We start from the raw sequence: 20,566 nt of genomic DNA, 5'->3' as shown, positions 1-20,566 counted from the left end.
GAGTGTTTTTTACACACCAAGAATAACGATCTCGTTAGTGAGACAAAAGATCGTCTTAGTTGTGAGTTGATACATTTACATGACAAGCAATATAGAACTAACCATTCACATAAGAAATAGAATCAATTTTTATACCGTTCGATGAGATAGCAGTCGACCATGCATCCAATACATTTTTCAGATAGAAGCAATAAAAGAAAGAAGAAAGTGGAAGGAAGCGGACAATCAAACTCGCTCCCCTTTTTTTATGTTGCAGAGGGGGTTACATTCGCATTCCGCCATCGACTTCAAACACTCGTCCGGTCACGAATTCGTTGGTTAACACGTATTTTATGGTCGATGAAATTTCATCCGCCAAACCTAAACGTCCAACCGGAATCATTCCGATTAAACGTTCCATCGCTTCAGGTTTTATTTGGTCTGTCATGGCAGTTTTGATGACACCCGGAGCAATCGCCACTGAGCGAATTCCGAAACGCCCTAACTCTTTCGCCCACACCGTTGCCATGGTGGCTACCGCCGCTTTAGATGCTGAATAGTTGGTTTGACCAATATTCCCGGCACGCGCAACGCTGGATATGTTGATCAGAACCCCTTTGCTATCGGTGTTCAGCATTACCTTGCTCGCTTCACGGCCACACAGGAAAGTGCCTGTTACATTCACATCTAGAACAGACTGAAATTGTTCCAGCGACATCGTGTTAACCTGACCATCTTTGACTTTAATGAACATACCATCACGCATAATACCTGCGTTATTGATAACGCCATTGAGCTGCTTGAAATCTGCCTCAATTTGCTCAAAAGCAGTGCACACCTGCTGTTCGTCAGTCACGTTTGTCACATAAAAACGAGCGGTAACGCCGAGAGATTCACATTCCGCTTTCGTTTCAGCCAGTTGCTCTGAATTGAGGTCGATAAGCGCAAGATGAACGCCATTTTCCGCCAGTGACAGTGCCATTTGTTTACCCAGCCCCTGCCCTGCCCCCGTGATCGCAATGACCTTATTTGCTAACTCCATAAGCGCTCCTTAGGCCTGATTTTGCTTTTGGTAGAACTCAAACAAGCTTGAAAAATCTTTTTGCCCGTTGCCCTGACCGTTGTGAAAATTAAACAGATTACGAGCCAAGCTGCCCATTGGCGTTGATGTTTGACTGGCAACCGCCGCTTCCATCGCAAGACCCAGATCTTTAGCCATTAACTGGCTCATAAAGCCGCCTTGATAACCATTGCTTGCAGGCGTATTTTCCATCACACCTGGACAAGGGTTATAAAGCTCTAGCGCCCAGTTACGCCCTGAACTTTGCAACATGATGTCGGAAAGCACTTTGGGATCGAGTCCGTTTTCCATCCCTAAATTTAGTGCTTCACAGGTGCCGCTCATCAAAATGCCCAACATCATGTTATTGCAGATCTTCGCGACCTGACCAGCTCCAACATCGCCCGCATGGAAGATGTTTTTACCCATGTGGCTAAGCACCGCTTTGGCTTGAACAAAGTTCTCTTGCGAGCCGCCAACAATGAAAGTTAACGTACCTGCTGCTGCGCCCGCAACGCCACCAGATACTGGTGCATCAACAAAACTTATACCAAGTTGCGATGCTTTTTCGCCAACCAAACGAGCAGTCGCAGGATCGATGGTGGATGAATCAATCAGCAAGGTGCCTGATTCGACGCTATCTAATATGCCATCTTGACCAAGATAAACGCTTTGAACGTGTTGGCTCGCTGGCAGCATAGTGACAACCACATCAACACCTTGTACTGCCTGCTGAACGGAATCGGCACTTGAAGCGCCCAATGCGGTCAACTCCTCAACTGCGTTTGGGTTCAAATCAAATACTTCGACGTTCAAGCCCGCTTTAAGTAGATTCTTAGCCATAGGCGCACCCATGTTACCAAGGCCAATAAATGCAATTTTGTCCATATCGTATTTCTTCCTTGTACTAAAGTGCCGCTATAGCTACCGACGATGCGGTCAGTGGGTATTCTGCTGAGTCAATTGGCGAGAAGAAGCGCTCCAAAACTTGTGGCGTTACGTCAGAAACCGTGCGATGTTGCCAAGTCGGTTGATTGGTTTTATCAATAATCAGCGCACGAACCCCTTCTCTAAAATCACCTTCTAAGCCACAACGTAGTGTTAGGTTAAATTCCATATCAAAACACGCTTTCAAAGAGAGGTTTTGATACTGCGTTAACTGCTGATAAGTGATACTGAGCGACAACGGACTGCCATAGTTCAGTGACTTCTGCGCATTGACGAACCACTTGTTATCAACGTTAGCACGGCTGATTGCATCAACAATTGACGCTAAGTCACCCGAACATAACTGCTCAATCAATTCCGCATAGGGCATCAACATCCCTTCGGTTGGCTCGTCCACGTGTACCGAACGCAGCGTAGTGGCGATTTTTTCGTTGATGTTCGCTTCACCTTTCCAACTTACCGATGCAAGCAGATCCAGCAGCACTTGCTTGTTTTCTGGCTGTGCAATCCATTGGCTTAACCCCAACGCTTTCATATCTGTTGCGTTAATTTGACAAGCCGTCAAACTTAAGAACAGTGCCAAATGTTTTGGCAACTGGTTCAGGAAGTACGTCGCGCCTACATCTGGGTAAAGGCCAATTTTAATCTCTGGCATTGCAAAGCGTGTGGTGGTTTCTGCTACGCGATGGCTGGCACCCATAAACAGGCCAACTCCCCCGCCCATCAAATAACCATGTCCCCACGCGATGATCGGTTTTGGATAAGTATGAATAAGATGGTCACAGCGATATTCGAGGTCAAAGAAGGTTTCCATCGCTGAAAACGCAGAATCAAAGTCTTGCTCTTTGTTTTCAAGTGCACGGTAGATCGCTTGAATATCACCACCAGCACAAAACGCTTTTTCACCTTGAGCATGCAAGAATACCGCGATGACGCTGTCGTCCGTTTGCCATTCATTAAGCTGTTTGTACAACTTCTCAATCATCACGTAACTCAACGCGTTGAGAGCTGCTGGGTTATCAAGCTCTAGCACACCAATAACAGAGCCATCAGCGCACTTAAGCTTTGAAACATTTACTGTACCTGTCATTTGGCCTCCGCTAGCTGTTTGTCCATTGTGGCTTGCGCTTTTGCAAAAACGCATTCACACCCTCAGTCTGATCTTGTGTATTGAACAGCTGTAAAAACAGTTCACGCTCCAAAACCAATCCAGCTGCATGAGTTTGGCTGCGTCGACCTTGAATGAGCGTTTTGCACGCAGACACAGATTTCGGTGATTGACCTGCAACACGCTGTGCTAGCTCCATAGCCGCTTCGAGTGCTTGACCTTTCGCCACCACCTCTTCGACTAACCCAATTTTTTCCGCTCGCTCGGCCGTCACACGCTCGCCACACAGGATCATACGCTTCGCCCAACCTTCACCTACCAACGCGGTCAGGTTTTGCGTCCCACCCGCACACGGCAACAAACCTACCGATGCTTCAGGAAGTGCCATTTGTACTTGTTCTTCTGCGATACGAATGTCACACGCCATCGCCACTTCCAGACCGCCGCCCATCGCATAGCCATTAATCGCTGCGATAGAAACCCCATCGAATGCAGACAGCGCTTCAAACGCTTCACCAAATGCGAACGCCATGTCTGCTGCTTGTGATTTATCACCCGATGCAAAGTTATTAAGATCTGCTCCAGCAGAAAAGAACTTCTCGCCTTCGCCTGTTAAAACCAACGCATAAATAGAGCGATCATTGCTAAGTTCAATCGCCAACTCTTTTAGCTGATTCAAAGACTCAAGCGTCCAAGTGTTCGCTGGCGGATTACTAATCGTGAGCTTGGCAATATGCGCTTCGCGCTCTAATTTGATTTGTGCCGTCATAATCTTTCAGTCCTTTTTAATTTCTTTAGGTAAGGCTGTGTCTCGCTGACTAAAGCAGCTCAACGCCTTCCGTTAGTAATCGTCTTGCGACGATCAGACGCATGATTTCGTTGGTACCTTCAAGAATTTGGTGAACACGAACGTCTCGGAAATGGCGCTCGACTGGATATTCTTTTATGTAGCCATAGCCACCGTGAATTTGCAGCGCCTGATCGCAGACTTTAAAGCCCACATCAGTAGCAAAGCGTTTTGCCATGGCACAGTACGCACTTTTTTCTGCGTGCTGGGCATCGAGTTTAGCGGCAGCGAGTCGCACCATTTGACGCGCAGCGACCAGCTCAGTCGCCATATCAGCAAGCTTGAACTGCAACGCTTGAAATTGCGCCAGTGAACGGCCGAACTGTTTGCGTTCGTTCATGTATTGCTTGGCTTCGTTCAGTGCTTGTTGCGCAGTACCGACGGAACAAGTAGCGATATTGATTCGACCACCATCAAGGCCAAGCATGGCGAACTTAAAGCCTTCTCCCTCTTCACCCAACAGATAGTCAGCCGGAATACGAACATTTTCGAAGGTAATCATGCGAGTTGGCTGGCAGTTCCAACCCATTTTGGCTTCTTTTTTACCGTAGCTAATGCCTTCGCAATCAGCAGGAACAACGAATGCAGAAACGCCACCCGCTCCTTCGCCGCACGAACGCGCCATCACGACAAGAACGTCCGTATCACCCGCACCAGAGATAAACACTTTTGCGCCATTCAGGACAAACTCATCGCCGTCACGCACTGCACTGGTCGTCAGTGAAGCGGCGTCAGAGCCTGCATTAGGTTCGGTTAAACAGTAGGAAGCGAGCTTTTCACCCGAAATTAGATCCGCGCTAAACTGCTGCGCCACTTCGGCTTTGGCAAAGCTGGTGATCATCCACGTCGCCATGTTGTGAATGGTCATAAACGCAGTAGTCGCGGTACAACCCATAGCCAACTGCTCGAAAATGATCGCCGCATCCAAACGAGATAACCCCAAGCCACCATGCTCTGGCGGCGTATAGATGCTCAGAAAACCAAGTTCACCAGCTTGACGCAGTACATCTTTAGGGAAATGATGGTTTTCATCCCACTCGGCCGCATGAGGCGCTAACATTTGGTCTGCAAACTGCTTTGCTACTTCGGCAAACGCGAGTTGATCTTCGTTTAATTCAAAATCCATCTTGAAGTCCTAAGGTCTAATTCGTTGCATTTGTATCCGAGCCAAGCCCACTTAAACGGTGGCGCTTGGCTAGAGGTGTCGCTAATCCAGTAATTAGCTAAGTTGAATGGTCATGTTTGGACCGCTTGGAATGTCATCTTCAAACCAACGCGCGGTGACAGTTTTCGTCTCGGTGTAGAAGCGAACCGCTTGTTTACCGTAAGCATGCAGGTCGCCGTAGAAGCTGCCTTTCCACCCAGTAAATGAGAAAAATGGCAATGGCACCGGAATCGGCACGTTGATGCCTACGTTACCTACTTCGATATTGTGTTGATACTTTCTCGCGGCAGCGCCGTTCGCCGTAAAAATAGACGTACCATTACCAAAGCGGTTTGCATTGATCAGTTTAATCGCTTCATCTAGGTCATCCACTTCCATAGTTAACAGCACAGGCCCGAAAATTTCTTCCTGATAAATCGACATGTCTGTGGTCACGTTGGTAAACAGTGTTGGCCCCACCCAGTTACCGTTCGGGAAGCCAGGCACTTGGCAGTCTGTTCCATCCAGAACACAATTCGCGCCTGACGCTTTGCCTTCATTAATCAGATTCACCACTCGCTGCTTCGCTTGAGGGCTAATCAGCGGACCATAACCGGCGGTTTCATCATCCCACGCGCCAGGCTGAACCTGAGCTAACGCCTCTTTAAGCTCTGGAATCCATTCTTTGGTTTCGCCGACAAATACGGCAACCGAAATCGCCATACAGCGTTGGCCTGCAGCACCAACTGACGCGCCAACTAGGTTATTGATGACTTGCTGTTTGTTTGCATCCGGCATGATGACCATGTGGTTCTTAGCACCTGCAAATGACTGCACGCGTTTCAGGTTGTCTGTACCTGTTTTGTAGATGTACTCACCAACGGGCACAGAGCCAACAAAAGAGATCGCACGAACAACTGGATCAGTCAGAATGCGGTCGACTTGCTCTTTGGTCCCGTGAACAACTTGCAATACGCCTTTTGGTGCGCCAGCTTGTTCAAACAGCTCCGCCAGTTTCATTGCCGTTAGTGGCACTTGCTCTGACGGCTTCAAAACAAAGGTGTTGCCACAAGCGATCGCCATCGGGAACATCCACAATGGGATCATCGCAGGGAAGTTAAACGGTGTAATGCCAGCACAAACGCCGAGCGGTTGAATGTAAGAGTAACCATCAATATTGGTCGCGACGTTCTCAACCGTTTCGCCCATCATTGAGCTACAAATGTTTGCAGCTTGCTCTACCACTTCAATTCCGCGCCAAATGTCACCCTTTGCATCCGCGAGGGTTTTGCCTGTCTCACTTGAAAGCAGTATCGCCAACTCATCGTGTTGCTCTTTTAACAGATGTTGGTAGCGCAACATCAATCTAGCACGCTCCGGCGCTGCAACTTCTTTCCAGCGTTTGAACGTTTCTGTTGCGCTGGCAATCGCCGCATTCATTTCCGATTCCGTGGCACAAGGTACTTGTGCAATCACTTCGTTGGTTGCCGGGTTGGTTACATCTAGCCATTGTTTTGAATCGGAGATGGCAAATTCACCACCGATATACTGCTTTACTTGTTCTGTCATGATGACATCCTTGTATTTTTCAGCTTGTTACTGACTACTGTTATGTAAGTGAAACTTTGTTGAGAGTGATTTAGCAGATTTCAATCGCGATAGCGGTAGCTTCGCCGCCGCCAATACAAAGCGATGCAACGCCACGCTTACCACCAGTTTGTTTTAGCGCATGAATCAAAGTGACAAGGATTCGATTGCCACTTGCGCCTATTGGATGCCCCAGCGCACAAGCCCCTCCGCGAGGGTTCACTTTGCTCTCGTTCAGTTCGAGAGCTTTCACCGCGTATTGAGTCACGACAGCAAAAGCTTCATTGATTTCCCAAAGGTCCACGTCTGATTTGTCCCAGCCCGTTTTTTCCAGCAGCGATTCAATCGCGAAGACTGGTGCGATGGTGAACTCATCAGGCTGTCTTGCATGCGTGCTGTACGCGACAATTTTGGCTAGAGGCTGAAGGTTTTCCTGACGACCAAACTCACTATCGACTAAGATCATTGCCGACGCACCATCCGAAATGGAACTAGAGTTTGCTGCGGTTACGCCGCCATCTTTGGCAAACGCAGGGCGTAAGGTAGGAATTTTAGTGACGTCGAGTTTGCTCGGTTGCTCATCATCTACAACCAAGGTTTCGCCGCGTCGACTTTTTACGTTAACGGGCACGATCTCTTCTTTGAACAAACCTTGTTCGATTGCTTGCTGCGCACGAGTCACCGACTGCTGCGCCCAGGCATCCATACTTTCACGGCTGAACTGATACTTTTGCGCCGTCTGTTCTGCAAAGACACCCATCAGCTCGCCTTGGTAGGCATCCTGCAAACCGTCATAAAACATGTGATCAAGCACTTGCTCGTGACCTAAACGGAAACCATCACGCGCTTTCTTTAATAGATAAGGAGAAGACGACATGTTTTCCATGCCACCAGCGATGACAGCATGCGCATTACCAGATTGAATAAGGTCATATGCCAGCATCACGGTTTTCATACCCGATCCACAAACTTTGTTCAGTGTCGTACAACCAATCGATTGTGGCATTTCAGCTTTAAGGCTTGCTTGTCTTGCAGGCGCTTGCCCCACACCGGCGGGTAAAACGCACCCCATCAACACTTCGTCTATTTTGTGCACATCGAGTTGGCTTTCGGCTAGCGCCCCTTGAATGGCTTTCGCACCGAGTTCCGTGACATCTGTTGAAGCTAATGCACCTTGAAAAGAGCCGATAGGCGTTCGCTTAGCGGCAACAATCCATGTTTCATTTTTCATTCCATTAACCTTTTGTTGACGTTTACGTCATAACTATACTAACATTTACGTTAACGTCAAGTTTGAGGTTATTGTTTGTTCGAGTGATTCTTTGATTTCGAGTAAATGCGAGTGATATCAAGGCTCAAGAGTGAATGTTGTTTGTTTACTTTAACGTTAACGAATTGTATATTCATGTAAATGTTATACGAAAGTCGTAAGGTTAAGGAATGAACACATTTAAGATCAGCGAGCTCGCGAAAGAGTTCGACATTACTACTCGAAGCATTCGCTTCTACGAAGATTTAGGTCTCCTAACTCCAGAACGTAAAGGCAACACTCGAATCTACAATGGTCGTGATCGAATTAGACTAAAACTGATTTTGCGAGGTAAGCGATTGGGCTTTTCTCTTGCAGATATCAAAGAGTTATTTGAACTCTACGATACCGATCAAAGTACTGAGCAGTTGAACTATATGATTCGGTTGATCGAAGAGAAGAAGGCAGCATTGCAACAGCAAGCAAACGACATTCAAGCGGTAATGATGGAGTTAAATGCTGCGCAGTTGCGATGCCAAAACACACTGAGATCCATGAAAGGCGAAAAAGTCACCTAACACCTCAACTCTGGGATGTAGGTGACGTAAAGGCAAGGACACGCAATGAAATCTACCTACTCTTCCCTGAACTTTGTTTATGACGAAAATACCGATTTGCTTCGCGAGCAAATCAATAGTTTTGCTGCAAGAGAAATTGCGCCGCTAGCGCAATCTATCGACCAAACTAACGACTTTCCAAACCATCTTTGGTCCAAATTAGGTGACATGGGTCTTTTAGGTGTGACCACCAGCGAACAGTTTGGTGGTGCAGGCATGGGCTATCTCGCCCACGTTATCGCTATGGAAGAAATCAGCCGAGCATCCGCTTCGGTTGCGTTAAGTTACGGCGCTCACTCCAACCTTTGCGTCAACCAAATCCACCGTAACGGCACACAAGCGCAAAAAGAGAAATACCTACCTAAGCTCATCTCCGGTGAACATATCGGCGCCCTTGCAATGAGTGAACCCGGCGCCGGCTCTGATGTGGTCTCTATGCAGCTTAAAGCCGAACGTAAAGGCGATATTTTCCTGCTAAACGGCAACAAAATGTGGATCACAAACGGCCCTGATGCACACACCTATGTTGTCTACGCAAAAACCGACCCAAGCCAGCACTCCAAAGGCATCACGGCATTTATTGTGGAACGCGGATTCCCTGGATTTACTCAAGCACAAAAACTCGACAAGTTGGGTATGCGCGGCTCGAATACGTGTGAGCTGGTCTTCCAAAACTGCGAAGTCCCTGCGGAAAATATTCTCGGCGAAGAAAACCAAGGCGTGAAAGTATTGATGAGCGGCCTCGACTACGAACGTGTGGTGCTTGCAGGCGGCCCACTTGGCATCATGCAGGCGTGTATGGATATCGTTGTGCCTTACATTCACGACCGTAAACAGTTCGGTAAATCCATCGGTGAATTCCAGCTAGTTCAAGCAAAAATCGCGGATATGTACACACAAATGAATGCCGCTAAAGCGTATGTTTACGCCGTCGCTGCCGCTTGTGATCGCGGTGAAACCACACGTAAAGATTCTGCTGGCGCGATCCTCTACAGCGCAGAGCTGGCAACCAAGATGGCACTGGATGCGATTCAACTACTTGGCGGTAACGGCTACATCAACGAGTTTGATACGGGCCGTTTGTTGCGAGATGCCAAGCTGTATGAAATCGGTGCGGGCACTTCAGAAATTCGCCGCATGCTTATTGGTCGCGAATTGTTTAACGAAAGCGCCTAATCATCATACCTAGGCGGTTCGAACTCGAAACAACTTCCTTATTCAATCTAAATCTTATTCAACCTAAATAAAGACGGGTGGTGACACCCGTCTACCGAATGGAGATCGGCTATTTATGGCTTGTTTGACGACCAATATTAATACCCATTCAGAGCAGTATCAGGAAAACTACCGCTCTATGGCGTCACTTGTAGATCAACTTTATACCGTGACTGCCCAAATAGAAGATGGTGGCGGTGAGAAAGCCCGCGAGCATCAGCAGAAGAAAGGCAAACTTCCGGTACGTGAGCGCATTCTTGCCCTACTCGACCCTAGTTCGTCCTTTCTAGAAATTGGTCAATTTGCTGGCTGGGATGTGTATCCAGATTACGTTCCATGTGCTGGAGTGGTTGCCGGTGTGGGTGTAATTGACGGCACCGAGTGTATGATCGTTGCCAACGACGTGACGGTAAAAGGCGGCAGTTACTACCCACTCACCGTGAAAAAGCACTTAAGAGCACAAGAAATTGCAGAAAAATGCCAACTGCCGTGTGTTTACTTAGTCGACTCTGGCGGCGCTAACCTACCCCGCCAAGATGAGGTATTCCCAGATAAAGACCATTTTGGCCGTATTTTCTACAACCAAGCCCGTATGTCGGCCAAAGGCATTCCACAAATTGCGGTGGTCATGGGGCTATGTACCGCTGGCGGCGCTTATGTTCCTGCCATGTGCGACGTATCCATCATAGTCAAAGAACAAGGCACGATTTTTTTGGCAGGTCCACCTCTTGTAAAAGCAGCGACAGGTGAAGAAGTCAGCGCGGAAGATCTTGGTGGCGCAGACGTTCACTGTCGCACCTCTGGCGTGGCGGACTATTACGCAGAAAATGATCACCACGCGTTAGAGTTGGCAAGACAAGCGGTTTCTCAAATTAACCACTTGAAACCCGTCCAACTCAAGCAAAAAACGCCACTGGAGCCGCGTTTTCCTGCCCAAGAGCTGTACGGCATCGTCGGAACCGATCTCAAAAAGCCGTTTGATGTTAAAGAGGTCATTGCCCGAATTGTTGATGATTCCCAGTTCGATGAATTTAAAGCCTTGTTCGGCGAAACCTTGGTCTGTGGCTTTGCCCATATTCACGGTATGCCGATTGGCATTGTCGCTAACAACGGCATTCTATTTTCGGAATCAGCACAAAAAGGCGCGCATTTTATTGAGCTGTGCGCACAACGCAAAATTCCTCTGCTCTTCTTACAGAACATCACGGGCTTTATGGTCGGTCAGAAGTACGAAGCCGAAGGCATCGCCAAACATGGTGCGAAAATGGTAACTGCTGTTGCGTGTGCAGACGTGCCGAAGTTTACCGTGGTTATTGGTGGCTCGTATGGCGCTGGGAACTACGGCATGTGTGGCCGCGCTTATGATCCAACCATGATGTGGATGTGGCCAAACGCGCGCATCTCCGTCATGGGTGGAGAGCAAGCGGCTGGCGTGATGGCGCAAGTGACCCGCGATATCAAAACTCGCAAAGGTGAAAGCTGGAGCGTAGAGGAAGAAGAAGCGTTCAAACGTCCAATTGCGGAGCAATATCAGACTCAAAGCCATGCATACTACGCCAGTGCACGCCTGTGGGACGACGGCATTATTGACCCTGCGAAAACCCGTGATGTTGTCGGCATTGCTCTGTCTGCTGCGCTTAATGCGCCAATACCAAACAGTAAATTTGGCATCTTCCGCATGTAGCCGGATGCAAGGCAAACCTTAACTCCTCGCGAATACCGATGTTTAAAAACTAATGGTTAGCGAGCATTGAAATACAGACTGAAATGTCAGACAAAGGAAGTCACATGACCGGACTACTGCTTGAAAAAGACAGCAATGGCGTTGCTTGGTTGAGCCTCAATCGACCAGAGAAACACAACGCGTTTAATGATGAATTAATTGCTTCACTTATCGAAACCTTGGAAAAACTTGAGAGAGACAACTCTCTACGTGCATTGGTACTAACGGCGCAAGGTAAACACTTTTCTGCGGGTGCGGATCTTGGCTGGATGCAGTCAATGGCCACCAAAACCGAGGGGGAAAATCTGCAAGATGCACAGCAGTTAGCGTTGCTCTTGCACAAACTGGATACCTTTAGCAAACCAACCATTGCTATGGTGCATGGCGCTGCATTTGGCGGCGCACTTGGGCTTATCTGCTGCTGCGATATCGCTATTGGTACACCTGAAAGCCGCTTCTGTTTGAGTGAAGTGAAGCTCGGTTTGTTACCCGCCACCATCGGACCTTACGTAATCCGAGCGATTGGACAACGACAAAACCGACGCTACTTTTTAACCGCGGAACTGATTGATGCCGAAACCGCGCTATCGATGAGTATTCTTCATCAGATAGACGCTCAACCACGTGAAGCCGTCAATCGCACCATTGATCACCTGCTCAACAACGGTCCACAAGCCATGCAGGCTGCAAAAGCACTTTGTTTACGCTGTGATAACCAACCTATCGATCATTCATTAATTGAATACACCAGCCAAGCTATTGCAACCGCTCGCGTGTCCAGTGAAGGACAAGAAGGACTAGCTGCATTTTTTGAAAAGCGCGCCGCCAATTGGAGGAATCATGTTTAAAAGAATACTGATCGCAAACCGCGGTGAAATTGCCTGCCGAATCATTAAAACCGCAAAAAGCATGGCTATCGAGACGGTAGCCGTCTATTCCGAAGCGGATCGCAGCAGCTTACATGTTAAACAAGCGGATTTCGCTGAATTCATTGGCCCCGCTCCTGCGAGTGAATCGTATCTCGATATCGATGCGATTATCGGCGCTGCGAAAAAATGGCAAGCCGATGCTATCCACCCTGGGTATGGTTTTCTTTCCGAGAACCCGAAACTAGCCAAAGCGTGCAGCGAAAATGGCATTGTCTTTATTGGCCCTTCCACCAGCGCAATTGAGGCGATGGGTTCGAAGTCGCAAGCCAAAGCCATCATGTCTGAGGCGAACGTGCCCTTGGTTCCCGGCTATCACGGCACAGACAACAGCGTAGAGCACTTATTAGCGGAAGCTGAAAAAATCGGTTACCCAGTGATGCTTAAAGCAACCCAAGGGGGTGGCGGTAAAGGCATGCGAGTAGTCAATAGCGCAGCCGAAATGCCGCTGGCCATCGACGGTGCGCAGCGTGAAGCACTTTCAAGCTTTGGCGACAAGCGGCTTCTAATCGAAAAATGCATATTGCAGCCTCGCCACGTTGAAGTTCAGGTATTTGCTGACGAACATGGCAACTGTGTCTATCTTTCTGATCGCGATTGCTCCATTCAACGCCGTCACCAAAAAGTTGTGGAGGAAGCACCAGCTCCCGGTCTTAGTGATGAACTGCGTAAACAAATGGGTGAAGCTGCGGTTCAGGCCGCTCAAGCGATCGACTATGTTGGCGCGGGTACGGTGGAGTTCTTACTCGATAGCCGAGGTCAATTCTACTTCATGGAGATGAATACCCGTCTGCAAGTTGAACACCCTGTCACTGAATTGATCACCAGCGTTGATTTGGTGGAGTGGCAATTCAAAGTTGCAGCTGGCGAGCATTTACCTATTTCGCAATCTGAAATCACCCACAACGGCCATTCAATTGAGCTGCGAATTTACGCAGAAGATACAGACAATGACTTTATGCCGTCGACTGGCCGCATTGACTACTTAAAAGAACCCGTATCAGACAGTAATGTGCGCCTAGCGTGCGTACGCGTTGATAGTGGTGTTACCCAAGGCGATAGCATCAGCGAATATTACGATCCAATGATCAGCAAACTGATCGTCTGGGGGCAAACTCGTGATATCGCGCTAAAGCAGCTTAAGCAGGCGTTAACTCAATATCACGTACGTGGAGTAACGACAAACATTGGTTATCTGCACAGTATTATTTCGCAGCCAGCCTTTGCCGAGATTGAGCTCGATACAGGTTTCCTCGTAACACATCAACAAGGCATAAATGAGCAGCAAGACGTGTCGGATTCAATCTGGCTTACATTGGCGGCGGTTGCTCACCGGAATGATCTCATTTCAAAATCAGACAGCTCAACGTTACCCGCGCCAACCAGACGAGGTTTTAGACTGTCAGTTGACAACGTTTACCGATTTAACTTCACGGATGCCAATGCCAACCATCAGGTACGTTTGCAACAATCATCGCAAGATACAGGATCTCACTTCACTGTCCGATGTGGTGAGGAGCTGCATCAGGTCATCCTGCTTGAAAGTGACAACCAGATTATCGTCGATATTGATAATGTGCGTTACACCTTTAATGCACTTAGCGATGAACAAAGAACAACACTATTTTATCTTGGTCAGCAGCGTACGTTCGCTCATCAACCTAACTTTGACTCTGCAAAAGATGTAGATGATGAACTAAGTCCAACCGCACCACTCAACGGCATAATTTCAGCAGTTATGGTGGCTAAAGGTGACGAAGTGGCGGCGGGCGATCCGCTTTTGGTACTCGAAGCAATGAAAATGGAATACACCATCACGGCTCCGGTCGCAGCAACAGTCGACGAATTGTTTTATCAGCACGGGGACCAAGTACAGCACGGTTCCATACTGCTGAATTTGTCTTTGATATCGGATAACGTCAGTGAAGATAAGGAGCGCGAATATGCTACCAGCGAAGGTTAATATCGTCGAAGTCGGCGCTCGTGATGGTCTGCAAAATGAAACGGCAGTGACGCTGGTTGATAAAATCCGTTTGATTAACCAACTAAGCAGCAGTGGCTTAAAGCATATTGAGGCGGGATCTTTCGTCTCTCCAAGGTGGGTGCCTCAAATGGCCGATTCCGATCAGGTGTTTGCTGGTATCTCAAAAAAGCCTGACGTGGTTTATAGCGCGCTCACACCAAATCTCGCAGGGTTAGAACGTGCGCTGGAAAGCAGTGTAAAGCGAATTGCGGTGTTTGGCTCCGCTTCAGAAACGTTCAGCCAGAAGAACATCAACTGCAGCATTACCGAAAGTCTCGCTCGATTTGAACCCGTTATCGAATTGGCGAACCAGCACAACATTCCTGTACGCGGGTACTTGTCTTGTACCATGGTGTGTCCATATGAGGGAGTAATCAAGCCAGAGCAAACTACCAAGGTCGCCAATACGTTGTTTGATATGGGATGTTATGAGATTTCGCTCGGTGATACTGTCGGTAAAGCAACGCCTAATCGCGTTATCGCCATGCTGGATTCGTTGTTAACGCTACTGCCAAAAGACGCGCTCGCAGTACATTTTCATGACACTTATGGACAAGCATTAGCCAATATCTACCAAGCCTTGTTAATGGGCATCAACACCATTGATAGCGCAGTAGCGGGGCTCGGCGGCTGCCCTTACGCGAAAGGAGCCAGTGGCAATGTTGCAACGGAAGATGTACTTTATCTGTGTGAGCAACTTGGGATTGAAACAGGCGTTGACCTTGGCGTCATCAATGAAGCGGGTTGGCAAATTTGCCGTGCGTTAGGAAAGTCTCCTGCTTCTAGGGTCGCATTGGCTCTAGGCGATCCGTATAGCTTGTAAATCATCAACAACCAATCAGGTAATGTATTTCAACGGGCATGCAGACGTACGTGCCCGTTTTTTGTTGTTACTCATAAAAACCTTAACGCTCAACGGTCTTCATCACATTAATTAGTGTCTGATTTCAGCTACAATTTAGTTTCAAACCGAACATATAAAACAGGATCAGGTAAATGCTCATAACATTTCGTTGTCGAAGCCACTCAAACGTCACAATGTTTGGTGATATTGCATTAGATATGCTCAAAATGATGGGTCACAGCGGCACGGTGCCGGGATCAATTTCCGCTCAAGATGTTCCTGACGCGCTATCAAGATTAACTTCTGCTCTATCTGCGAAAAATGCAGCTGAAGAAAACCTCCCTACTGATGTAGACGAAGAGGAAGAACAAGCAGAGCCCGCGGTAAGCCTAGGACGCAGAGCGTTTCCACTGATTGAGTTGCTAAAATCAGCAATCAAAGAAGAATGCGAAGTCATGTGGGACAACCAATAACGCCTTCAAACTGGTTTCTAGCGAGGTGAATCCATATTGTGACCGCCTCGCTATCACTACTCGAAGCCAAGATAAGGGCACCTACACCGCTTATCGCCCTATCCGTTTCTCTCCCTAGACAACTTGATTTCCCCATCAATGTGCACATCTCGTTGTGGAAACGCGATTTCAATACCGTGCTTTTCGAAAGCTTCATAGATTTCAAAACGTATGGCACTTGCGACCGATCGAATCCCGCCTTCAACCGTTGAGTTAATCCAAAAATAAGATTCGAAGATCAAAGCATTATCGCCAAAGTCTTGAAAAAACACGTCTGGAGCTGGCGAACTCAGAACTTGCGCTTGCTGCGAAGTCACCTCCGCCATTAAGGCAGCAACCTGTTTGACATCGCTCCCATACGCGACGCCGACGACGACCGAGCCACGGACTAATCTGTCGCATAACGTCCAGTTGATCACCACGTTCTCAATCAATTGACTGTTGGGAATGAGCATGTGAACGCCATCGGTTCGCCTGATTCGCGTTGAACGCGTATTTATTTGCTCGACAATGCCTTTGGCTCCCTCGACCTCTAAAAAGTCCCCAATTCGGATTGGCTTTTCACCAATCAAAATCCAGCCACTTATGAAGTTGTTAATGATGTTTTGTGCACCAAAACCGAAGCCGATAGCGATGGCACCAGACAGAAAGGCGAACGCGGTGATTGGCACATTGATCATCGAAAGTGTGGTCATAAAAATAATGGCGAGAGCGATGACAAATAATATCCGTTTAACCAAATGAATGACGTTTGGATCTTTCCCCGATGAGGACATTCTTGACGTAACGGTTTTGATTAAAATTTTGGACAACCATAAAGCGACAATCACCCATGTCGGCACCATCAATATCGCCCACAACGTGATAGGTTGTTCGTTAAAGGTAAACAGCGTTGTTTCTAAAAATGAAATGACCCGTTCGAACATAAAGTGCTCACTCTTGATTCATCGTTGCCAGCAAGCCAGAGCGCATAAGTCTTAAATTTTTAGGTCAATCGATAGCGCAAGCGACTCAATTAAGTTCTACTTACTAACTATATTGTAATCTACGTAAAACGCTTCGAGTGGTTTCCCGCTTTGGCTTCAACACGATTAAGCCATTTAAGGAGTACGTCTTTGTGTACTCAACGAGCCAATCAACCGACTGAATACGCAAGGCAAATCAGTGATAACTTTCTGATTTTTAAGCATCAAATTTTCACTTCGAATCACCTTCATTTATTATTATGCACCTTATTGCAAACAACATTGATGGAATGATTGTTATGTCAGAACTGACTCGGATGCGCTCTGGAGAAACCTATAATTGTCTGGATGAAGAACTAAAGCTGATGCGCGCCAAAACCGCGCAGCTTGTCTTCCAATTTAACCACGAGCCAAACCCAAGTATCCGTAGACAACTATTGGCGGAAATGGGCGTCCAATTAGAAAACAGCGCCTGTATAGAGCCACCGCTTCAACTTACCTACGGTTGTCACTTGTCCATCGGGGAAAACTCCTACATCAACTGGGATGCCATTATTCTGGACAATGGGCAGGTTAAGATTGGCGCGGACGTCATGATTGGGCCTAGAGTGCAAATTTACACAGCCGCTCATTCACTCGATACACAAAGACGCTTAGCCGGAGATGAGATCGCCAAACCGGTAAAAATCGGCAATAACGTTTGGATTGGTGGGGGCGCTATCATACTGCCAGGCGTGACCATTGGCGATGAGGCCGTCGTCGGCGCTGGCTCTGTCATAACCAAAGACGTTGCGCCGGGCGATCGAGTTGCTGGAAATCCCGCGCGCTCTATTAAACCAAAAAACTGAAGAAAGTCGCTATTTCGCCAAATGACAGCGAATAATGTTGGCAAGCAGATTGAGAGCATGGACGTATTTGTCATTGAGCTCAAAAGAAGCGTTAAGACGAATACAGTGATCGTATTGTTCTGTCAGGCTGAACATCTTTCCCGGTGCGATGCTGATATTATCTTTTAGCGCTTCTCGATATATCTGCAAGGCGTCGATATGCTTGGGAAGCTCTAACCAAATAAAGTACCCGCCGCTTTGGCTTAACACTTTGACTGCTTCAGGTAACAGCTCACTAAGCAGATCCGTCATCTTACTTTTACGTTCAAACAGCTTTTTCCGTAACTGCTTCAAATGCGATTCATAATTGCGGCTTGTTAAATAATGCACCAATGTCATTTGCACTGGTGCACTCGTCGCTAATGTACTCATTAGCTGTAACTTTTGTACCTCTAGCGCCCGCTTTCCCGCCGCAACCCAACCAATACGTAGCCCTGCGATTAATGATTTTGAAAACGAGGAGCACAACATGGCATTGCCCGTGTCATCAAACATTCTTAGTGGGTAGACCGAGTCATTCCCTGCATGCAGTTCGCTGTACACATCATCTTCAATCACTGGTACGTTATATCGCTGTGTCAGCTCAATCAGCTTTTGTTTTTTCTCGTTGGTGAGCGTAAAACCCAGAGGATTTTGGAAGTTCGACATCAGCCAACATGCTTTCACATCGTGTGTTTGCAGCGCTCGTTCCAATGAGTCTAGGTCAATGCCCGTGACTGGGTCTGTTCTTACTGAGAGCGCTTTCAAACCTAACCGCTCTAAGGATTGCAATGCACCGTAGAATGCAGGCGACTCCACAACCACCCAATCTCCCGGTCTTGTGCAGGCTTGCAAACTGAGCGTTAACGCCTCCAGCGCGCCTGCCGTAATAACAATTTCATCGGGTGAAATTTCAATGCCTTTCGCAGCATAACGCTTCGCGATGATGGTGCGTAATTGTTCGTTTCCCGGCGGTAAGTTATCAAAGGCGGTAGAAATCGGCATATTGCGAGCGGCTGCGCTCATCGCCCGATTCACGTGATAGCGTGGGTACAAACTTGGATCTGGATAGGCAAAGCCAAAATTGATCATGGATGGATTTTTACTCGCTTGCAGCACATCAAAGATAAATTCATTGATGTCTACCTGTTCTGTCCACGAAACCGCGGCTGGCGCTTGGGGTTCATTTGAACTCTTAATATTGGGAGCGACTCGATAGCCAGAGCGCGGCTGTGAGGTGACCCAGCCTTGAGATTCCAGAATTTGATAGGCATGCAACACCGTCATCAAGCTTAAACCCGAGTGTTCAGATTGGCGACGCAGAGAAGTCAGCTTGTCACCCGGATGCCATATCCCCGATTTTATCTGCCTTTTAAGCTGTTCCACTAACTCTTGATACTTCGCCAAACGCAAATCCCCCTCCATAAAGCTGAATTCAAAATAATAACACTTCAATATTTAATCTGTTATAGGTTTATAGTCACTGTCTGTACCTACTTCCCTCATTCCGCTCCTTTTAAAATAGCTCTCTCATAAAACTTAAAAGATCAAAGGAAGTTTAATGTTTGGCCTCGACGCATTTATGCTTGCACGGATACAGTTCGCCTTCACGGTATCCTTTCATATTATTTTCCCCGCTATCACCATAGGTTTGGCCACCTATCTCGCCGTGCTGGAAGGCTTATGGCTAAAAACACGTAATCCCGATTACCAAAAGCTCTATCACTTCTGGTCGAAAATTTTTGCGGTTAACTTTGGGATGGGCGTTGTATCTGGCCTTGTCATGGCCTATCAATTCGGCACCAACTGGAGTGGTTTCTCCGACTTCGCTGGTTCTATCACTGGCCCATTACTGACTTATGAAGTGTTAACGGCTTTCTTTCTCGAAGCCGGATTTCTTGGCGTGATGCTGTTTGGTTGGCGTCGCGTCGGCGAAAAGCTGCACTTTTTTGCAACCTCGATGGTGGCGTTAGGCACGATCATTTCGACCTTCTGGATTCTCGCCTCCAACAGTTGGATGCAAACGCCACAAGGCTATGAAATTGTCGACGGACGTGTGGTGCCAACCGACTGGTTTGCTATCGTTTTCAATCCTTCATTTCCTTATCGTTTGGCTCACATGAGCGTCGCAGCTTTTGTCAGTTCAGCACTCTTTGTAGGCGCGTCAGCCGCTTGGCATTTATTGAGAGGCAATCAATCGACTGCGGTAAAAACCATGTTTTCGATGTCGCTCGGGATCTTAGTGTTCCTTGCGCCACTCCAAGCCGTGATTGGCGATGTGCATGGGCTAAACACTCTGGAACACCAGCCCGCCAAAATCGCTGCCATCGAAGGACATTGGGATAACAGTGATGGCAAACCAACCCCATTGATTTTGTTCGGCATGCCAAACATGGAACAAGAACGCACAGACTATGCCTTAGAAATTCCTGTTCTAGGAAGTTTGATCCTACGCCACAGTTTAACTGAGCCAATCCCGGCGCTGAAAGACTTCCCGAAAGAGGAACGACCGAACTCACCTATCGTCTTTTGGTCATTTCGAATCATGGTCGGGCTAGGACTTCTGATGATTTTTCAAAGCTTCTACAGCATGTGGTTACGAAAAAAGAACACGCTTTATACCTCGCGTTGGTTCCTCAAATTTTCATTATTTATGGGGCCATCTGGCCTTATCGCAATACTCGCTGGCTGGTTTACGACAGAGGTTGGTCGGCAACCTTGGGTCGTGTATGGCGTACAAAAAACGCGTGATGCGGTTTCTGCACACGGAGACCTACAAATGAGCATCAGCCTGCTGTGTTTCCTTGTTGTATACAGCTTGGTATTTGGTTTTGGTTATTACTACATGATCCACCAAATCAAGAAAGGCCCCGATGCAATCGAACACGATGAGCACGACATGACGACCGTTTCAGGTCGCATCTAGAATTTGTCACAAAGTTAAGGTAGAGAA

At 47.6% G+C, this 20,566-nt stretch carries 18 protein-coding genes; 9 read left to right on the top strand and 9 right to left on the bottom strand.

Annotation, left to right across the window (positions count from 1 at the left end; all coding sequences use genetic code 11):
- Nucleotides 1–262: 262 nt before the first annotated feature.
- The 7 genes from IJ23_RS12810 to IJ23_RS12780 all read right to left on the bottom strand — a co-directional run bounded on the left by IJ23_RS12810 (nucleotide 263) and on the right by IJ23_RS12780 (nucleotide 7,904).
- Nucleotides 263–1,021, bottom strand: coding sequence for an SDR family oxidoreductase (locus IJ23_RS12810; RefSeq protein WP_033906450.1), 759 nt, complete (start codon nucleotides 1,019–1,021; stop codon nucleotides 263–265).
- A gap of 9 nt (nucleotides 1,022–1,030) precedes the next feature.
- Complete coding sequence (gene mmsB / locus IJ23_RS12805) at nucleotides 1,031–1,927, bottom strand: 3-hydroxyisobutyrate dehydrogenase (protein ID WP_033906449.1); 897 nt, start codon at nucleotides 1,925–1,927, stop codon at nucleotides 1,031–1,033.
- Between the two features lie 19 nt (nucleotides 1,928–1,946).
- The gene (locus IJ23_RS12800) at nucleotides 1,947–3,077 is read right to left on the bottom strand and encodes an enoyl-CoA hydratase/isomerase family protein (protein WP_033906448.1); all 1,131 of its coding nucleotides are present in this window, start codon (nucleotides 3,075–3,077) and stop codon (nucleotides 1,947–1,949) included.
- Between the two features lie 10 nt (nucleotides 3,078–3,087).
- Nucleotides 3,088–3,864: an enoyl-CoA hydratase gene (locus tag IJ23_RS12795; RefSeq protein ID WP_005382662.1), complete on the bottom strand. Its 777-nt coding sequence runs from the start codon at nucleotides 3,862–3,864 to the stop codon at nucleotides 3,088–3,090.
- A 49-nt stretch (nucleotides 3,865–3,913) separates the two neighbouring features.
- The gene (locus tag IJ23_RS12790; protein ID WP_005373226.1) at nucleotides 3,914–5,068 is read right to left on the bottom strand and encodes an acyl-CoA dehydrogenase family protein; all 1,155 of its coding nucleotides are present in this window, start codon (nucleotides 5,066–5,068) and stop codon (nucleotides 3,914–3,916) included.
- A gap of 93 nt (nucleotides 5,069–5,161) precedes the next feature.
- On the bottom strand, nucleotides 5,162–6,655 hold the full coding sequence (locus tag IJ23_RS12785) for a CoA-acylating methylmalonate-semialdehyde dehydrogenase (protein WP_033906447.1): 1,494 nt from the start codon (nucleotides 6,653–6,655) through the stop codon (nucleotides 5,162–5,164).
- 70 nt (nucleotides 6,656–6,725) lie between these two features.
- Nucleotides 6,726–7,904: a thiolase family protein gene (locus IJ23_RS12780; protein ID WP_033906446.1), complete on the bottom strand. Its 1,179-nt coding sequence runs from the start codon at nucleotides 7,902–7,904 to the stop codon at nucleotides 6,726–6,728.
- 209 nt (nucleotides 7,905–8,113) lie between these two features.
- On the opposite strand from IJ23_RS12780, the gene IJ23_RS12775 reads away from it, so the two are divergent.
- The 7 genes from IJ23_RS12775 (at nucleotide 8,114) to IJ23_RS12745 (ending at nucleotide 15,743) form a co-directional block, all read left to right on the top strand.
- The gene (locus IJ23_RS12775; protein WP_005373242.1) at nucleotides 8,114–8,500 is read left to right on the top strand and encodes a MerR family transcriptional regulator; all 387 of its coding nucleotides are present in this window, start codon (nucleotides 8,114–8,116) and stop codon (nucleotides 8,498–8,500) included.
- A 45-nt stretch (nucleotides 8,501–8,545) separates the two neighbouring features.
- The gene (locus IJ23_RS12770; RefSeq protein ID WP_033906445.1) at nucleotides 8,546–9,715 is read left to right on the top strand and encodes an isovaleryl-CoA dehydrogenase; all 1,170 of its coding nucleotides are present in this window, start codon (nucleotides 8,546–8,548) and stop codon (nucleotides 9,713–9,715) included.
- A gap of 115 nt (nucleotides 9,716–9,830) precedes the next feature.
- Nucleotides 9,831–11,438 carry a carboxyl transferase domain-containing protein gene (locus IJ23_RS12765; protein WP_033906444.1) on the top strand — a complete coding sequence of 536 codons (1,608 nt, stop codon included), beginning with the start codon at nucleotides 9,831–9,833 and terminating at the stop codon, nucleotides 11,436–11,438.
- 104 nt (nucleotides 11,439–11,542) lie between these two features.
- On the top strand, nucleotides 11,543–12,325 hold the full coding sequence (locus IJ23_RS12760; protein ID WP_033906443.1) for an enoyl-CoA hydratase-related protein: 783 nt from the start codon (nucleotides 11,543–11,545) through the stop codon (nucleotides 12,323–12,325).
- Nucleotides 12,318–14,366 (top strand): acetyl/propionyl/methylcrotonyl-CoA carboxylase subunit alpha, encoded by a 2,049-nt coding sequence (locus IJ23_RS12755; protein WP_033906442.1) that lies wholly within the window; start codon nucleotides 12,318–12,320, stop codon nucleotides 14,364–14,366. The genes IJ23_RS12760 and IJ23_RS12755 overlap by 8 nt, the downstream gene beginning before the upstream one ends.
- Nucleotides 14,347–15,249, top strand: coding sequence for a hydroxymethylglutaryl-CoA lyase (locus IJ23_RS12750; protein WP_033906441.1), 903 nt, complete (start codon nucleotides 14,347–14,349; stop codon nucleotides 15,247–15,249). Before IJ23_RS12755 ends, IJ23_RS12750 begins: the two co-directional genes overlap by 20 nt.
- Before the next feature lie 173 nt (nucleotides 15,250–15,422).
- Nucleotides 15,423–15,743: a DUF1840 domain-containing protein gene (locus IJ23_RS12745; protein ID WP_005373256.1), complete on the top strand. Its 321-nt coding sequence runs from the start codon at nucleotides 15,423–15,425 to the stop codon at nucleotides 15,741–15,743.
- A gap of 98 nt (nucleotides 15,744–15,841) precedes the next feature.
- On the opposite strand, the gene IJ23_RS12740 is transcribed toward IJ23_RS12745, so the two are convergent.
- Nucleotides 15,842–16,708, bottom strand: coding sequence for a mechanosensitive ion channel family protein (locus tag IJ23_RS12740; RefSeq protein WP_005463614.1), 867 nt, complete (start codon nucleotides 16,706–16,708; stop codon nucleotides 15,842–15,844).
- A 338-nt stretch (nucleotides 16,709–17,046) separates the two neighbouring features.
- Here IJ23_RS12740 and IJ23_RS12735 point away from each other — a divergent pair, with 338 nt between their 5' ends.
- The gene (locus tag IJ23_RS12735; protein ID WP_033906440.1) at nucleotides 17,047–17,595 is read left to right on the top strand and encodes a sugar O-acetyltransferase; all 549 of its coding nucleotides are present in this window, start codon (nucleotides 17,047–17,049) and stop codon (nucleotides 17,593–17,595) included.
- Between the two features lie 9 nt (nucleotides 17,596–17,604).
- Here IJ23_RS12735 and IJ23_RS12730 read toward each other — a convergent pair whose 3' ends face one another.
- Nucleotides 17,605–19,020, bottom strand: a complete 1,416-nt coding sequence (locus IJ23_RS12730; RefSeq protein WP_033906563.1) for an aminotransferase-like domain-containing protein — start codon at nucleotides 19,018–19,020, stop codon at nucleotides 17,605–17,607.
- A gap of 154 nt (nucleotides 19,021–19,174) precedes the next feature.
- Between IJ23_RS12730 and IJ23_RS12725 the strand changes: the two genes are divergently transcribed.
- Nucleotides 19,175–20,539 carry a cytochrome ubiquinol oxidase subunit I gene (locus tag IJ23_RS12725; RefSeq protein WP_005477080.1) on the top strand — a complete coding sequence of 455 codons (1,365 nt, stop codon included), beginning with the start codon at nucleotides 19,175–19,177 and terminating at the stop codon, nucleotides 20,537–20,539.
- Nucleotides 20,540–20,566: the final 27 nt, after the last annotated feature.

Source organism: Vibrio sp. OY15 (assembly GCF_000742455.1).
Lineage (GTDB): Bacteria > Pseudomonadota > Gammaproteobacteria > Enterobacterales > Vibrionaceae > Vibrio > Vibrio alginolyticus.
The sequence above is the reverse complement of the archived record's forward strand: the minus strand, read 5'-3'. Positions and strand labels throughout refer to the sequence as shown.

Coding starts and splice junctions, on each gene's coding strand:
- IJ23_RS12775 (WP_005373242.1), top strand. CDS start 8,114: ATGAACACATTTAAGATCAGCGAGCTCGCGAAAGAGTTCGACATTACT.
- mmsB (WP_033906449.1), bottom strand. CDS start 1,927: ATGGACAAAATTGCATTTATTGGCCTTGGTAACATGGGTGCGCCTATG.
- IJ23_RS12795 (WP_005382662.1), bottom strand. CDS start 3,864: ATGACGGCACAAATCAAATTAGAGCGCGAAGCGCATATTGCCAAGCTC.
- IJ23_RS12790 (WP_005373226.1), bottom strand. CDS start 5,068: ATGGATTTTGAATTAAACGAAGATCAACTCGCGTTTGCCGAAGTAGCA.
- IJ23_RS12745 (WP_005373256.1), top strand. CDS start 15,423: ATGCTCATAACATTTCGTTGTCGAAGCCACTCAAACGTCACAATGTTT.
- IJ23_RS12780 (WP_033906446.1), bottom strand. CDS start 7,904: ATGAAAAATGAAACATGGATTGTTGCCGCTAAGCGAACGCCTATCGGC.
- IJ23_RS12765 (WP_033906444.1), top strand. CDS start 9,831: ATGGCTTGTTTGACGACCAATATTAATACCCATTCAGAGCAGTATCAG.
- IJ23_RS12760 (WP_033906443.1), top strand. CDS start 11,543: ATGACCGGACTACTGCTTGAAAAAGACAGCAATGGCGTTGCTTGGTTG.
- IJ23_RS12740 (WP_005463614.1), bottom strand. CDS start 16,708: ATGTTCGAACGGGTCATTTCATTTTTAGAAACAACGCTGTTTACCTTT.
- IJ23_RS12755 (WP_033906442.1), top strand. CDS start 12,318: ATGTTTAAAAGAATACTGATCGCAAACCGCGGTGAAATTGCCTGCCGA.
- IJ23_RS12725 (WP_005477080.1), top strand. CDS start 19,175: ATGTTTGGCCTCGACGCATTTATGCTTGCACGGATACAGTTCGCCTTC.
- IJ23_RS12785 (WP_033906447.1), bottom strand. CDS start 6,655: ATGACAGAACAAGTAAAGCAGTATATCGGTGGTGAATTTGCCATCTCC.
- IJ23_RS12735 (WP_033906440.1), top strand. CDS start 17,047: ATGTCAGAACTGACTCGGATGCGCTCTGGAGAAACCTATAATTGTCTG.
- IJ23_RS12810 (WP_033906450.1), bottom strand. CDS start 1,021: ATGGAGTTAGCAAATAAGGTCATTGCGATCACGGGGGCAGGGCAGGGG.
- IJ23_RS12750 (WP_033906441.1), top strand. CDS start 14,347: ATGCTACCAGCGAAGGTTAATATCGTCGAAGTCGGCGCTCGTGATGGT.
- IJ23_RS12770 (WP_033906445.1), top strand. CDS start 8,546: ATGAAATCTACCTACTCTTCCCTGAACTTTGTTTATGACGAAAATACC.
- IJ23_RS12800 (WP_033906448.1), bottom strand. CDS start 3,077: ATGACAGGTACAGTAAATGTTTCAAAGCTTAAGTGCGCTGATGGCTCT.